This is a genomic window from Catenulispora sp. MAP12-49 (assembly GCF_041262705.1).
Taxonomy (GTDB): Bacteria; Actinomycetota; Actinomycetes; order Streptomycetales; family Catenulisporaceae; genus Catenulispora.
In genome coordinates this window covers 16,340-29,793 of sequence record NZ_JBGCCP010000037.1, presented here as the reverse complement: position 1 = coordinate 29,793, position 13,454 = coordinate 16,340, and the positions used below count along the sequence as shown (strand labels likewise).

Below are 13,454 nucleotides of genomic sequence, written 5' to 3'. Positions count from 1 at the left end.
GGGTCGGGGGCTGGGGCTGAGGCTGAGGCTGCGGCTGGTTCGGGAGCCGAAGCCGGAGCCGGAGCAGGCGCCAAGGCCAAGGCAGGGGCCGAAGCTGAAGCCGGAGCCCGAGCCCGAGCCGGAGCCAGAGCCGCGGCCCGGGGCCGGCGCGCTCACCGCGCCACCAGCGCGTCGCGCGGATCCTGGCGCGGCGGTTCCACCACCACGCCGACGGTCTGCAGGCCGTCGTAGGCCACGAACGGCTTCACCACCGCGGTGCGGGTCATCGCGCCGGGCGTGGGCTGCACCGAGGTCACGGTGCCCAGCGGCACGCCGGGCACGAACGGCGTGCCGCCGGCCGAGCCGAAGGTCAGCACCGGCGTCCCGAGCGGGATGTCGGCCTGGGGGTCGAAGAACTGCACGCTGAAGCGGCCGTCGCCGCCGCCGGTGGCCAGCCCCACCTCCCCGCCGCCGGCGCCGCCGGTGCCCGGGGTCCGCACGCCGACGGTGAAGCGCGGGTCGTCGGCCAGCAGCACGGTCGCGGTGTCGCGGCCGACGGCCACAGTCCGGCCGACCAGGCCGTCGCCGTCGAGCACGGTCATCCCCGGCTTGACCCCGTCCAGCGTCCCGGCGTCGATGGTCGCCGACCACGTGCCCTGCTGCTGCGGGGCGAAGGACATCACCCGCGCCGGGATCGTGCGGTAGCCGCCGACCGTGGCGACGTGCAGCAGCTTGTCGAGCTCGGCGGCCCGGGCCCGGGCGTCGGCGGCGGTCTCGCTCTGCTGGCGCAGCGCCGCGTTCTGGGCCTTGAGCTGCGCGATCTCCTTCTTGTCCTGCCTGCTGTGGCCCAGATCGTGGACGAAGTCGCCCACCGGCCGCTCGGCCGTCGCGACCGTGTCGGCCACCGGGCCGAACACGGCCTCGCCGCCGGAGCGCAGCGGCCGCAGCGGCGAGCGCGCTCCGCCCCGGGCGTCCACGGTGATCATGGCGAAGGCCGCCGCCAGCAGTACCGCCAGCAGCAGCCTCGTCCGCTTGTCGTCACGCACGCTCCCGGCCTACCTCCGCCCGGGACGGCGGCGGTTGTTCAAGGAGCCCAGCACCGGGGCCAGCGCCTCGAACTCCTCCAGGCAGCGCCCGGAGCCCAGGACCACGGAGTCCAGCGGGTTCTCCGCGATGTGCACCGGCATGCCGGTCTCCTCGCGGATCCGCTCGTCCAGGCCGTGCAGCATGGCGCCGCCGCCGGTGAGGACGATGCCGCGGTCCATGATGTCGCCGGCCAGTTCCGGCGGGCACTTGTCCAGGGTGTCGCGCACCGCGTCCACGATCGCCGTCACCGGCTCCTCGATCGCCTTGCGCACCTCGCCGGAGGACAGCAGGATCACCTTCGGCAGCCCCGAGACCAGGTCGCGGCCGCGCACCTCGGCGCGGGTCTCCTCCCCGGCGTCCCAGGCCGAGCCGACCGTCACCTTGATCTCCTCGGCGGTGCGGTCGCCCAGCAGCAGCGAGTACTCCTTCTTCGTGTACTGGATGATCGCGTTGTCGAGCTCGTCGCCGGCGACCCGCACGCTCAGCGCGGTGACGATGCCGCCGTAGGAGATGACCGCGACCTCGGTGGTGCCGCCGCCGATGTCCACGACCATGTTGCCGGTGGCCTCCTGGACCGGCAGGCCGGCGCCGATCGCCGCGGCCATCGGCTCCTCGATCAGGTGCACGCTGCGCGCGCCGGCGGCGCTGGCCGCGTCCTCGACCGCGCGCTTCTCCACGCCGGTGATGCCGGACGGGACGCAGACGATGACCCGGGGCTGTGCCAGCCACCGCCGTTTGTGCGCCTTGCGGATGAAGTAGCGCAGCATCCGCTCGGCGACTTCGAAGTCGGCGATGACTCCGTCCTTGAGCGGCCGGATCGCCACGATGTTGCCGGGCGTGCGGCCGATCATCTTCTTGGCCTCGGCGCCGACCGCGAGCACCGCGCCGGTCGTGGTGTCCACCGCGACCACCGAGGGCTCGTTCAGCACGATGCCTCGGCCGCGTACGTACACCAGGGTGTTCGCGGTCCCGAGGTCAACCGCGATGTCCCGACCGATGACCGCCATCCCGGAGCCCATGCGCGATCCCCATCTTCCGTCGCTCGGATGTTGTTGCCGAATGTCTTGCCGTCGGCGACGGGCGTGAAAGTGCAACGCCCGCGACCGATCCTAACCAGCGTTATGCCCGATAGCTCCCCGAGCATCCGATTCACCCCCAAGCGGTACGCCCGAACGGGTGAGGATGCTTATGTCAGGGCTCTGGAGAGCGGAAGTGCGGCATTTCATAGGCCGCCCGCCACCGGTGAGTCATGGTGCCTGGATCGTCAGCCCGCGCGGCGGCCGGTGCCCCACCGACTCCAGGTTCCGGCACACGCCGAGCATGACGCCGGCCGCCGTGACCGCCGCGCCGAGCGCGAGCGCCTGTGCCGACCAGTAGGCCGCGTCGGCGCGCACCGTTTCGGAGACGGCACCGTGGTAGCGCACGAAGTAGGCGGCCCCGACCGCGAGCGCGGCCGTCGCGATGCTGAGCAGCACCGCGTAGAGCAGGCGCTGGCTCAGACTGCTCTGGCCGACCGACGGTCCCGGACGCACCAGTCCGAGCTGCGTCACCCCCGCCATCCCGAGCAGCCCGACGGCCAGGGCGAGCAGATCCGCGGCGACGGTGTCGGAGACCCTGTGCCAGTCCGCTGCCACGGTCGCCACGCCGGCGAAGGCCGCGCCGGGCAGCGTCAGCGCGACGACCGGCACGTACCAGCGGCGGCTGACGACGATGAGGGCTCCGACGACCAGACCCATCGCCGCGGCCGCGTGGCCGGAGGGCAGGGTGTTCGGGGCCCGGTCGGGAGCGAGCGCGGCGTGCACGGTGTGGACGGTGTGGACAGCGGCGGCCGCGTGGCCGGCTGCCGTGGTGGCTCCGGCCGCGACTCCGGCGGTGACCGCGTGCGCGGCGGCGGCCGCGGCTCCAGCCGCGTGGGCCGCCGCGTTCGCCGCACCCTTGGCGACGGCCGCATGAGCCCCCTGACCCGCGTCCGCGGTTCCGGTCCCGAACACCGGCCGGCTCGGCAGCGCGCCCTTCAGGAAGCGCGCCGCGATCACCGTCCCGCCGGCCACGAGCACGCCGCACAGCGCGAGCGCCAACCGCCGCCGCAGCAGTCCGACCACCGCGATGACGGCCAGCGAGGCCCCGAAGCTCTCGGCGGTGAGCCGGTTCAGCCACCGGTCGGCGTCGCCGTACCAGCCGCTGGTCCGGTGGTCTCTGGCGCCGACCAGAGCGGCGTTCTCGAAGTCCTGCCCCCACCGTGTTCGCGCGGCGAGCAGGTAGACCACGAACACGCCGGCGAGCGCGACCACCGCCCCGGCCATCAACCGGTTGCGCAGGTCACGTCGCGAGCCGACGGTCGCCGTGTGGCGGTCCACGGCCAGGGCCTCGGGGTAGAGCATGTGAGGGAGCTACCCGGGCAATGCGTGGGAATGGCGCTGATTAGCCCGAAATGATGATGCGGATTCCGCCTCGACAGCGTGGGTGGTGGCTTTCAGGCCTTGGCGGCCGTAGCCTCCGCCGACTGTCCGGCTTCATCCACCTGCTCTGGCTGCTCGGCCTGAGCCGCCTGAGCCGCCTGAGCCGCCTCGTAGGCCGCGTAAGCCGCCGCCTTCTCCGCGTCGATCTGCCGTCCGGCCTTCAGGGCCCAGTACCAGAGCAGCGCGAAGCAGCCGCCGACGAAGAACATGTCGGTGATCACGAAACCGGCGACGATCAGCGCCGCCTGAAGCACCCAGCCCACGGTGTAGGCCCAGGGCTTGCGCAGCATGCCGCACAGCAGCGCGGCCAGCACCATGCCGGGACCGCATATCGCCCAGACCGTGCCGGAGCTCAGGTCGGAGAGCTTCATCGCCACCAGGGCGAAGAAGAGGATCACCAGGACCTCGAAGCACAGCACCGAGGCTGCCATCCGCCGGACCATCATCGGTCGTCACCGCCGAACTCGTCGTCAGACAGGTCGTCGCGGTCGCCGTCCTGGCCGTCCTTGCTCCCCCGTTCCCCGAAGGGGTCGAAGTCGCGGTCGTCGAAGTCCTCCTTCTCGGAGTCCCCGAACTCGACGTCCTCGAAGCTGTGCCGGTCCTCGACGCGCTCGGAGCGGTTCCGCACCAGCAGCGTACGCGCCTGCCCCGCGGTGACCACCGACCCGGTCACGATGACGCCGGCCCCGCTGGAGGTGCCGGCCGGAACCGCGGCCTCGGCCAGGCCGATGGCCAGGTCGATGGCGTCGTCCAGGCGGACCGCCTCGTGGACCCGGTCGGCGCCGAAGATCTCGACGGCCAGCTCCCCCAGCACCGCGGCGGGCATCGCGCGCTCGGTGTTGTTCTGGGTGACGACGACCTCGTTCAGCACCGGCTCCAGGACCTCCAGGATCCCGGCGACGTCCTTGTCCCGCATCGCGCCGATCACGCCGACCAGGTGGTCGAAGGTGAAGTCGTCGGCCAGGGCCTGCGCGGTGGCCCGGGCGCCGGCCGGGTTGTGGGTGGCGTCCAGGATCACCGTGGGACCGCGCCGGACCACTTCCAGCCGGCCCGGCGAGGTGACCTTCGCGAACGCCTCGCGGACCACGTCCGGGTCCAGCGCCGCGCCGCCGCGGCCGGCGCCGAGGAAGGCCTCGACGGCGGCCACCGCAGTCGCCGCGTTGTGCGCCATGTGCTCGCCGTACAGCGGCAGGTAGACGTCCGTGTACTCGCCGGCCAGACCCTTGATCGTGATCTGCTGGCCGCCGAGCGCCTGCTGGCGCTCCACGACCCCGAACTCCAGGCCCTCGCGGGCCACGGTGGCGTCGACCTCGGCGGCCCGGCGCAGGATGACCTCGGCGGCCTCGACGGGCTGGCGGCCCATGACGACGACCGCGCCCTCCTTGATGATCCCGGCCTTCTCCGAGGCGATCTGCGCCGGGTTGTCGCCGAGGATGTGCGCGTGGTCCACGTCGATCGGGGTGATCACCGCGACCTGCCCGTCGGCGACGTTGGTGCAGTCCCAGGTGCCGCCCAGGCCCACTTCCAGGACCGCGACGTCCACCGGGGCGTCCGCGAACGCCGCGAACGCCATGCCGGTGATCACCTCGAAGAAGGACATCGGGAACTCCTGGGAGGAGTCCACGATGTCCACGTACGGCCGGATGTCCTCGTAGACCTCGACGAAGCGCCGAAGCGGGATCGGCGCCCCGTCCAGGGTGATGCGCTCGTTCATCGACTCCAGGTGCGGCGAGGTGAACCGCCCGGTGCGCAGGTTGAGCTCGCGCAGCAGGGTCTCGATCATCCGCGCGGTGGACGTCTTGCCGTTGGTCCCCGTGATGTGGACGACCGGGTACGCCTTCTGGGGGTCGCCCAGGATCTCGGTCAGGGCCCTCACCCGTGCCAGGGTGGGGTCCATCTTGGTCTCCGGCCAGCGCTCCAGGAGCTCGTGCTCGACTTCGTCGAACTGCTCCTGGAGCTCCGGGTCGATGTTCGTCGCCATGGTGCTGATGGTTCCTTATCGCGGCCGCTGGGGCCGATTAAGCGGACGGCAGCGCGTCGAGCTGGGCGCCCAGGCGGGCGACGTCGCTCTCGGCATCGGCCAGCCGCTTGCGGATCTTGTCCACCACGGCGTCGGGCGCCTTGGCCAGGAAGTCGGCGTTGCCGAGCTTCGCGTTCGCCTGCTCGATCTCCTTGCGCGCGGCGGCCAGGCCCTTCTCCAGCCGCTTGCGCTCGGCGGCCACGTCGATGGTGCCGGACGTGTCGAGCTCCACCTTCGCCCCGGTCGCGGCCAGGGTCGCGGTCGCGCTGAAGCCGTCCTCGGGAGCCGTGAGCCGGTTCAGCAGCCGGATCGCCGGCTCCTGTCCGGCCAGCTTCGGGTCGGTCAGCGTCAGCCGCGCGGCCACCCGCTGCGCGTCCTTCACACCCTGGTCGGTCCGGAACCGGCGCACCTCGGTGACGACCTCCTGCACGGCCTCGATCACCGCCTCGGCGTCCGCGTCCACCCGCGACAGGTCGGCGGTCGGCCACTCGGCGATCACGATCGACTCCCGGCCGGTCAGCGCCGTCCAGAGCGTCTCGGTCACGTAGGGCACGGCCGGGTGCAGCAGGCGCAGCATGACGTCCAGCACGTGGCCGAGCACCGCGCGCGCGGTCTGCGCATCGGGGTCGTCGGCCGCGACGCCGATCGGCAGGCGCAGCTTGGACAGCTCGATGTACCAGTCGCAGACCTCGTCCCACACGAAGTGGTAGAGGGTCTCCATGGTCTTGGCGAACTGGAAGTCCTCGTAGAGGGCGTCCACCTCGGCCACCACCTCGTTGAGGCGGGACAGGATCCAGCGGTCCTCGACCGTGAGCCGGTCGGCCGGCGGCAGCTCGGACGGCACGAACGCGCCGTTCATCATCGCGAACCGGGTGGCGTTCCAGATCTTGGTCGCGAAGTTGCGCGCACCGGCGATCCAGTCCTCGGCCACCGCCTGGTCCGCGCCGGGGTTCGCGCCGCGCAGCAGGCCGAAGCGCACCGCGTCGGAGCCGAACTTGTCCATCCACTCCAGCGGGTCGACGCCGTTGCCCTTGGACTTCGACATCTTCTTGCCGAACTGGTCGCGCACCAGACCGGACAGGACCACCTTGTCGAAGGGCTGCACGCCGTCCATGGCGTACAGGCCGAACATCATCATCCGGGCCACCCAGAAGAAGATGATGTCGTAGCCGGTGTGCAGCACCGAGGTCGGGTAGAACTTCGCCAGATCAGGGGTCTGCTCCGGCCAGCCCAGCGTGGAGAACGGCCACAGCCCGGAGGAGAACCAGGTGTCGAGCACGTCCGAGTCCTGATACCAGCCCGGGCCGGCCGGCGGCTCCTCGTCCGGGCCCACGCACACGACCTCGCCGTTCGGGCCGTACCAGATCGGGATCCGGTGGCCCCACCACAGCTGGCGGGAGATCGTCCAGTCGTGCATGTTGTCGACCCAGGCGAAGTAGCGCGGCTCCATCTCCTTCGGGTGGATCTGCACCCGGTCGTCGCGCACCGCGTCGCCGGCGGCCTTGGCCAACGTCTCCACCTTCACCCACCACTGCATCGACAGCCGGGGCTCCACCACGGTGTCGCAGCGCGAGCAGTGGCCCACCGGGCGCAGCAGCTGCTTCTGGCCGACGATGCGGCCCTCCTCGCGCAGCGCCCGCACCACGGCCGGCCGGGCCTCGAAGCGGTCCAGGCCCAGGAACGGGCCGTGCACGGTGATGTTCGCGTGCTCGTCCAGGATCGTGGGCATCGGCAGGTTGTGCCGGCGGCCGATCTCGAAGTCGTTCGGGTCGTGCGCCGGCGTCACCTTCACCGCACCGGTCCCGAACTCGGGGTCCACGTGCTCGTCGGCCACGATCGGGATGCGGCGGTCGGTGAGCGGGAGCTCCACTTCCCGGCCGATCAGGTGCTGGTAGCGCTCGTCGTTCGGGTGCACGGCCACCGCGGTGTCGCCGAGCATCGTCTCGGCGCGCGAGGTCGCCACCACGATCGAGTCCTCACCCTCGCCGTAGCGGATGGAGACCAGCTCGCCGGGTTCGTCGTAGTGGTCCACCTCGATGTCCGACAGCGCGGTCAGACAGCGCGGGCACCAGTTGATGATGCGCTCGGCGCGGTAGATCAGGCCGTCGTCGTACATCTTCTTGAAGATGGTCTGCACGGCCTTGGACAGGCCCTCGTCCATCGTGAAGCGCTCGCGCGACCAGTCCAGGGAGACCCCCAGCCGGCGCTGCTGGCCCAGGATCTTGCCGCCGTACTCGGCCTTCCAGTCCCAGACCTTCTTCACGAACGCCTCGCGGCCCAGGTCGTGCCGCGACAGGCCCTCCTTGGCCAGTTCGCGCTCCACCGCGTTCTGGGTGGCGATACCGGCGTGGTCCATGCCCGGCAGGTACAGGGCCTCGTAGCCCTGCATCCGCTTGCGCCGGATGATCGCGTCCTGGATCGACTGGTTGAGCGCGTGGCCCACGTGCAGCGAACCGGTCACGTTCGGCGGCGGGATGACGATGGTGAACGGCTCCTTGTCGGAGGCCGCGTCGGCGGTGAAGTAGCCGTTCTTTACCCACCGCTCGTACAGCTCGCCCTCTACCTCTACCGGCGCGTAAGCGGTCGGCAGTGTGGTGGCGGCGCTGTCGGCAGCGCCCTGGGCGGCTGGGTTGGTGGTTTCATTCACGCAGACAAGCTTAGTGGTGCCCCCGAGGCGTTTCTGCCGAGTATCGGCTACAGCATGAGATGCATGCGCATCGCGGCCTCCAGCTTCTTTATCGTGATCGGGCTCAGGGCCGTGATCCGTCGACCGATCCGGGAGACGTCTACATTACGGATCTGTTCGACCAGGGCTTTGGAATCTCTTTGCAGCCCCGGATGGTCGACGGCTTCGATGAGCACCTGGAACGGGTAGACGCGCGTGATCTTCGAGCTGACGGGCACCACCGTGATCACCCCTCGGCCGTTCTGGTGCGCCGCAGAATTCGCTCCATTGTTGGAGACGATGATCGCTGGGCGGATCTTGTTGGCCTCGCTGCCCCGGGCCGGGTTCAGATCAACCCAGAACACGTCGCCTCGGCGCATAGCCGGCACCGGACTACTCATCATCTGTGATCCCGTCGCCGACCACGGCCTCCCACAGTTCGGCGTCGCCGGACTCGACCCATTCGTCGTACGCGGCGGTGTAGTCGTCGACCAGGCTCATGGAGCGAGCCACTTCGATGGCGGCGTGTATGGCCGCCGACCGAGAACCGGCGTCCAACTCGTCCAGGAACGCCACATCGTCATCGGGGAGGGAAATGCTGAGTTTCGTCACCATGAGTCAATGCTACCCCGGTACGACCCATGGTACCACCGAGGTAGCACTCGAAAGAGCGAAGCGGCGGCCCGCCGAAGCGAACCGCCGCCTTGTTTGTCTGTTGAGGAACCTTAAGCCGAGCGCTCCCGGCGCTCGTTGAGGTTCTGCTGAGTTCCGGTCCGCCGGAACTGCTGGTCCCGCGGCACCAGCGTGGGCAGCACGTGCTCGCGCACCACCTCGCCGGTGATGACCACGGTGCCGACGTCGGAGTGGCTGGGGACCTCGTACATCACCGACATCAGCACCTCCTCCATGATCGCGCGCAGTCCGCGGGCGCCGGTGCCGCGCAGGATCGCCTGGTCGGCGATGGCCTCCACGGCGTCGTCCTCGAAGACCAGCTCCACGCCGTCGAGCTCCATCAGGCGCTGGTACTGCTTGATCAGCGCGTTGCGCGGCTCGACCAGGATGCGGACCAGGGCCGCGCGGTCCAGCTTGTGCACCGAGGTGACCACGGGCAGCCGGCCCACGAACTCCGGGATCATGCCGTACTTGAGCAGGTCCTCGGGCAGCACGTCGGCGAAGACGTCGGTGGTGTCCACGTCGTAGCGGGAGCGCAGCTGGGCGGTGAAGCCCATCCCGCGCTTGTTCACCCGGGCGTCCACGATCTTGTCCAGGCCCTCGAAGGCGCCGGCCACGATGAACAGCACGTTGGTGGTGTCGATCTGCAGGAACTCCTGGTGCGGGTGCTTGCGCCCGCCCTGCGGCGGCACCGAGGAGACCGTGCCCTCCAGGATCTTCAGCAGCGCCTGCTGCACGCCCTCGCCGGAGACGTCCCGGGTGATCGACGGATTCTCGGCCTTGCGGGCGATCTTGTCGATCTCGTCGATGTAGATGATCCCGGACTCGGCCTTCTTGATGTCGTAGTCGGCCGCCTGGATCAGCTTGAGCAGGATGTTCTCGACGTCCTCGCCGACGTACCCGGCCTCGGTCAGCGCCGTGGCGTCGGCGATGGCGAACGGGACGTTCAGCATCCGGGCCAGGGTCTGCGCCAGGTAGGTCTTGCCGCAGCCGGTGGGGCCCAGCATGAGGATGTTGGACTTGGCCAGCTCGATGTGCTCGGCCCGGCGCCCGCCGCGCTCGCGCTGGTAGTCCCCGGCCTGCACCCGCTTGTAGTGGTTGTACACCGCCACCGACAGGCTCTTCTTGGCGTTCTCCTGGCCGATGACGTACTCGTCGAGGAAGTCGTAGATCTCCTTGGGCTTGGGCAGCTCGGCCAGGCCCCGGGCCGCGGCCGGCTCGCCGGGCTCCTCCTCGATGATCTCGTTGCACAGATCGATGCACTCGTCGCAGATGTACACGCCGGGGCCCGCGATGAGCTTCTTGACCTGCTTCTGGCTCTTGCCGCAGAAAGAGCACTTCAGCAGGTCGGCGTTGTCGATGCGTGCCACGGTGGAGCTTCTCCTTTGTGAAGATCCCGGTGCTGGACCCACTACTGGCGCCTAGGAGGCGCTTCGTAGTCTGTCCCCCAAGACGGTACCGCTCATACCCCCGGCGAGGCGTCAGCGCTCGGCAATCGCGAGCGCATCGGCCGTGACATCGAATGATAATCCGATGCCACGGCCCATGGCGGGTCTCCCCGCCGATATATCAGTGTCCGCAACCGGTCATCGGATGTTCAGCGAGTCGGTGCGGGAGGTCAGGACCTGGTCGATGATCCCGTAGTCCTTGGCCTCCTCGGCCGACAGGATCTTGTCGCGGTCGATGTCCTTGTGCACCTGCTCGGCGTCGCGGCCGCTGTGCTTGGCCAGCATCTGCTCCATGACGGTGCGCATCCGCAGGATCTCGTTGGCCTGGATCTCCAGGTCGGACAGGTCGCCGCGGCCGCCCTCGCTCCAGGGCTGGTGGATCAGGATCCGGGCGTTGGGCAGCGCCAGGCGCTTGCCCGGGGTGCCGGCCGCCAGCAGCACGGCGGCCGCGGAGGCGGCCTGGCCCATGCAGACCGTCTGGATGTCCGGCTTGACCCACTGCATCGTGTCGTAGATGGCGGTGAGCGCGGTGAAGGAGCCGCCGGGGCTGTTGATGTAGATCGAGATGTCCCGGTCCGGGTCCATCGACTCGAGGGTGATCAGCTGGGCCATCACGTCGTTGGCCGAGGCGTCGTCGATCTGCACGCCGAGGAAGATGATCCGCTCGTCGAACAGCTTCGAGTACGGGTCCCACTCGCGGAAGCCGTAGCTGGTGCGCTCGCTGAACTTGGGGACGATGTAGCGGGCGTCGTGCTCGGGCCCGCGGTAGAGCATGTCGTTCATGGAAGGGAGTCCTCCGGGGATGAAGCGGCCAGGTAGGGGTCGGGCGGGGCGCTGGGAGGCCCTCAGGCCTGGGCGGTGCCGCCGGCGCCGGGGACGTCGTTGGCGTGCGTCATGATGTCGTCGATGAGGCCGTACTCCTTGGCCTCCTCGGCGCTGAACCAGGTGTCCCGGTCGGAGTCCAGCTCGATCTTGTCCAGCGTCTGCCCGGTGTGCTGCGCGGTCAGCTCGGCCATCCGCTTCTTGCTGCGCAGCAGGCGCTCGGCCTGGATCCGGATGTCCGCCGCGGAGCCGCCGATGCCCGCGGAGCCCTGGTGCAGCAGGATCTCGGTGTTCGGCAGCGCGAAGCGCTTGCCGGGGGTGCCGGCGGTGAGCAGGAACTGGCCCATCGAGGCCGCCATGCCCATGCCCACGGTCACGATGTCGTTGGGGATGTACATCATCGTGTCGTAGATCGCCAGGCCCGCGGAGACCGAGCCGCCGGGGCTGTTGATGTAGAAGTAGATCTCCTTCTCGCTGTCCTCGGCCGTGAGCAGCAGCAGCTGGGCGCAGAGCGAGTTGGCGATGTCGTCGTCGACCTGGGTGCCCAGGAAGATGATCCGGTTGCGCAGCAGCCGGTTGTAGACCTGGTCGCTCAGGCCGAGCGGGCTGTCAACGCCCGCACGGGCCATCGGGGTCAGCGGCGTCGTCATAGGTTCACCCTGCCTGGTTCGTCGGAAGCGGAAATGCGCGGGCCGGCACCGGCGAACCCTGTCAGAGGTGTGATCGCCGCCGGTCCTAGGACGACCCTAACGCTCCACTCCCTCGCCACGTCGGCGCCCCGGCGTTTGTTCGCTGACGGCATACGCGAAAGCCCCGCCTCCACGTGGAGACGGGGCTTTCGTATGACCGCGTGTTCGATCAGTCGTGCTTGTGGCCGTAGTGCTCGTCCTCGGGCGCGCGGCCGTGGCTGTCCGGGTTCTCGCCGTCGGTGTCCTCGACGTCGGGGGCGTTGACCTTCTTGACGTCGATCTCGTTGCCGGAGGCGTCCTTGACCGTGGCGGCCTCCAGGACCAGGTTCAGCGCCTTGCCCCGGCGCACCTCGCCGACCAGGGCCGGGATCTGCCCGGCCGAGGAGATCTGCTGCGCGAACTCGTCCGGGCGCATGCCGGCCTGGGACGCGCGCTGGATGAGGTGGTTGGTCAGCTCGCCCTCGTTCACCGAGATCTCCTCGGCGTTGGCCAGCTTGTCCAGGATGAACTGGGCCTTGACCCCGTCGCGCACCTCGTCGGCGAGCTCGGCGTCGTACTCCTCCTCGGTCTTCTCCTGCAGCTTGAAGAAGCCCTCGCGGGTCATGCCGCCCATCGCGATCTGCCGGTCCAGGGCCTCGTTGCGCCAGGCCAGCTCGGCCTCCACGACGGACTTGGGCAGCGGGATGTCCACGCGCTCCAGCAGGACCTCCAGGACCTTGTCCCGGGCCGAGGCGACTTGCTCGAACTGCTCGGAGCGCTCCAGCGTCTCGCGGACGTTGGTGCGGAACTCCTCCATGGTGTCGAACTCGCTGGCCAGCTGGGCGAACTCGTCGTCCAGCTCCGGCAGCTCGCGCTCCTTGACCGCGGTGACGGTGACCTCGATGGTCGCCTCCTCGCCCGCGTGCGAGCCGCCGAGCAGCTTGGAGGCGAACGTGGCGGTCTCGCCGGCCTTCTTGCCGATGATCGCCTCGTCGGTGCCCTCGATCAGCTGGGTGGAGCCGACCTCGTAGCTCATGCCCTTGGCGGTGCCGTCCTCCAGCACCTCGCCGTCGATCGAGGCGGCCAGGTCCAGCGTGACGAAGTCGCCGTCGGCCACCTCGCGCTCGACCTCCTTCAGGGAGCCGAAGCGCTTGCGGATCTCCTCGATGCGCTCGCTCACGGCCTCGTCGGAGATGGCCGCGTCCTCGACCTCGACCTCGATGTCGTCGTAGGCCGGCACCTCGAACTCGGGGCGGACGTCCACCTCGGCGGTGAACTTCAGGTCCTGGCCCGGCTCGAGCTCCTTCAGGTCCACGTCGGGCTGGCCGACGACCTCGATCTTGTTCTCCTCGACCGCCTGGCCGTAGAACTGGGGCAGGGAGGAGTTGATGGCCTCCTCCAGCGCGGCGCCACGGCCGAAGCGCTGGTCGATGACCGCGGCCGGGACCTTGCCCTTGCGGAAGCCCGGGATCGAGACCTGCTCGGCGATCTTCTTGTAGGCCGCGTCGAGGCTTGGCTTGAGCTCCTCGAACGGGACCTCAACGGTGAGCCGGACCCGAGTCGGGTCCAGGGTCTCGACAGCGCTCTTCACTGCTGCTCTCCTTGCGGCGCTGCCGGCCGGCAGCCTCGAGTCAT

At 69.7% G+C, this 13,454-nt stretch carries 12 protein-coding genes; all 12 read right to left on the bottom strand.

Going from position 1 to position 13,454, the window contains the following annotated elements:
* Positions 1-152: 152 nt before the first annotated feature.
* The 12 genes from mreC to tig all read right to left on the bottom strand — a co-directional run bounded on the left by mreC (position 153) and on the right by tig (position 13,410).
* A complete protein-coding gene (mreC, locus tag ABIA35_RS40530; protein ID WP_370345660.1) occupies positions 153-1,025 on the bottom strand; it encodes a rod shape-determining protein MreC in 873 nt (290 codons plus the stop codon).
* A gap of 9 nt (positions 1,026-1,034) precedes the next feature.
* Entirely contained in the window at positions 1,035-2,072 is a 1,038-nt protein-coding gene (locus tag ABIA35_RS40525; protein ID WP_370345757.1) for a rod shape-determining protein, read from the bottom strand.
* A 240-nt stretch (positions 2,073-2,312) separates the two neighbouring features.
* Entirely contained in the window at positions 2,313-3,446 is a 1,134-nt protein-coding gene (locus ABIA35_RS40520) for a hypothetical protein (RefSeq protein ID WP_370345658.1), read from the bottom strand.
* A gap of 92 nt (positions 3,447-3,538) precedes the next feature.
* Positions 3,539-3,955, bottom strand: a complete 417-nt coding sequence (locus ABIA35_RS40515) for a DUF4233 domain-containing protein (protein WP_370361469.1) — start codon at positions 3,953-3,955, stop codon at positions 3,539-3,541.
* Positions 3,956-3,966: 11 nt separating this feature from the next.
* Positions 3,967-5,505 carry a folylpolyglutamate synthase/dihydrofolate synthase family protein gene (locus ABIA35_RS40510; protein ID WP_370361468.1) on the bottom strand — a complete coding sequence of 513 codons (1,539 nt, stop codon included), beginning with the start codon at positions 5,503-5,505 and terminating at the stop codon, positions 3,967-3,969.
* 37 nt (positions 5,506-5,542) lie between these two features.
* Complete coding sequence (locus tag ABIA35_RS40505; RefSeq protein WP_370361467.1) at positions 5,543-8,191, bottom strand: valine--tRNA ligase; 2,649 nt, start codon at positions 8,189-8,191, stop codon at positions 5,543-5,545.
* 47 nt (positions 8,192-8,238) lie between these two features.
* Entirely contained in the window at positions 8,239-8,589 is a 351-nt protein-coding gene (locus ABIA35_RS40500) for a type II toxin-antitoxin system PemK/MazF family toxin (protein ID WP_370361466.1), read from the bottom strand.
* A gap of 13 nt (positions 8,590-8,602) precedes the next feature.
* Complete coding sequence (locus tag ABIA35_RS40495) at positions 8,603-8,824, bottom strand: antitoxin (protein WP_194908348.1); 222 nt, start codon at positions 8,822-8,824, stop codon at positions 8,603-8,605.
* Positions 8,825-8,934: 110 nt separating this feature from the next.
* Complete coding sequence (gene clpX / locus ABIA35_RS40490; protein WP_370345648.1) at positions 8,935-10,251, bottom strand: ATP-dependent Clp protease ATP-binding subunit ClpX; 1,317 nt, start codon at positions 10,249-10,251, stop codon at positions 8,935-8,937.
* Between the two features lie 216 nt (positions 10,252-10,467).
* On the bottom strand, positions 10,468-11,112 hold the full coding sequence (locus ABIA35_RS40485) for an ATP-dependent Clp protease proteolytic subunit (protein WP_370345646.1): 645 nt from the start codon (positions 11,110-11,112) through the stop codon (positions 10,468-10,470).
* 62 nt (positions 11,113-11,174) lie between these two features.
* Positions 11,175-11,801, bottom strand: a complete 627-nt coding sequence (locus tag ABIA35_RS40480; protein WP_370345644.1) for an ATP-dependent Clp protease proteolytic subunit — start codon at positions 11,799-11,801, stop codon at positions 11,175-11,177.
* A gap of 208 nt (positions 11,802-12,009) precedes the next feature.
* Positions 12,010-13,410, bottom strand: coding sequence for a trigger factor (gene tig / locus ABIA35_RS40475; RefSeq protein WP_370345642.1), 1,401 nt, complete (start codon positions 13,408-13,410; stop codon positions 12,010-12,012).
* Between the last annotated feature and the right edge of the window lie 44 nt (positions 13,411-13,454).

Excerpts from the sequence above, each read along its gene's own strand:
- ABIA35_RS40525 (WP_370345757.1), bottom strand. The coding sequence starts at position 2,072 with ATGGCGGTCATCGGTCGGGACATCGCGGTTGACCTCGGGACCGCGAAC.
- ABIA35_RS40520 (WP_370345658.1), bottom strand. The coding sequence starts at position 3,446 with ATGCTCTACCCCGAGGCCCTGGCCGTGGACCGCCACACGGCGACCGTC.
- ABIA35_RS40515 (WP_370361469.1), bottom strand. The coding sequence starts at position 3,955 with ATGGCAGCCTCGGTGCTGTGCTTCGAGGTCCTGGTGATCCTCTTCTTC.
- ABIA35_RS40510 (WP_370361468.1), bottom strand. The coding sequence starts at position 5,505 with ATGGCGACGAACATCGACCCGGAGCTCCAGGAGCAGTTCGACGAAGTC.
- ABIA35_RS40500 (WP_370361466.1), bottom strand. The coding sequence starts at position 8,589 with ATGCGCCGAGGCGACGTGTTCTGGGTTGATCTGAACCCGGCCCGGGGC.
- ABIA35_RS40495 (WP_194908348.1), bottom strand. The coding sequence starts at position 8,824 with ATGGTGACGAAACTCAGCATTTCCCTCCCCGATGACGATGTGGCGTTC.
- ABIA35_RS40485 (WP_370345646.1), bottom strand. The coding sequence starts at position 11,112 with ATGAACGACATGCTCTACCGCGGGCCCGAGCACGACGCCCGCTACATC.
- ABIA35_RS40480 (WP_370345644.1), bottom strand. The coding sequence starts at position 11,801 with ATGACGACGCCGCTGACCCCGATGGCCCGTGCGGGCGTTGACAGCCCG.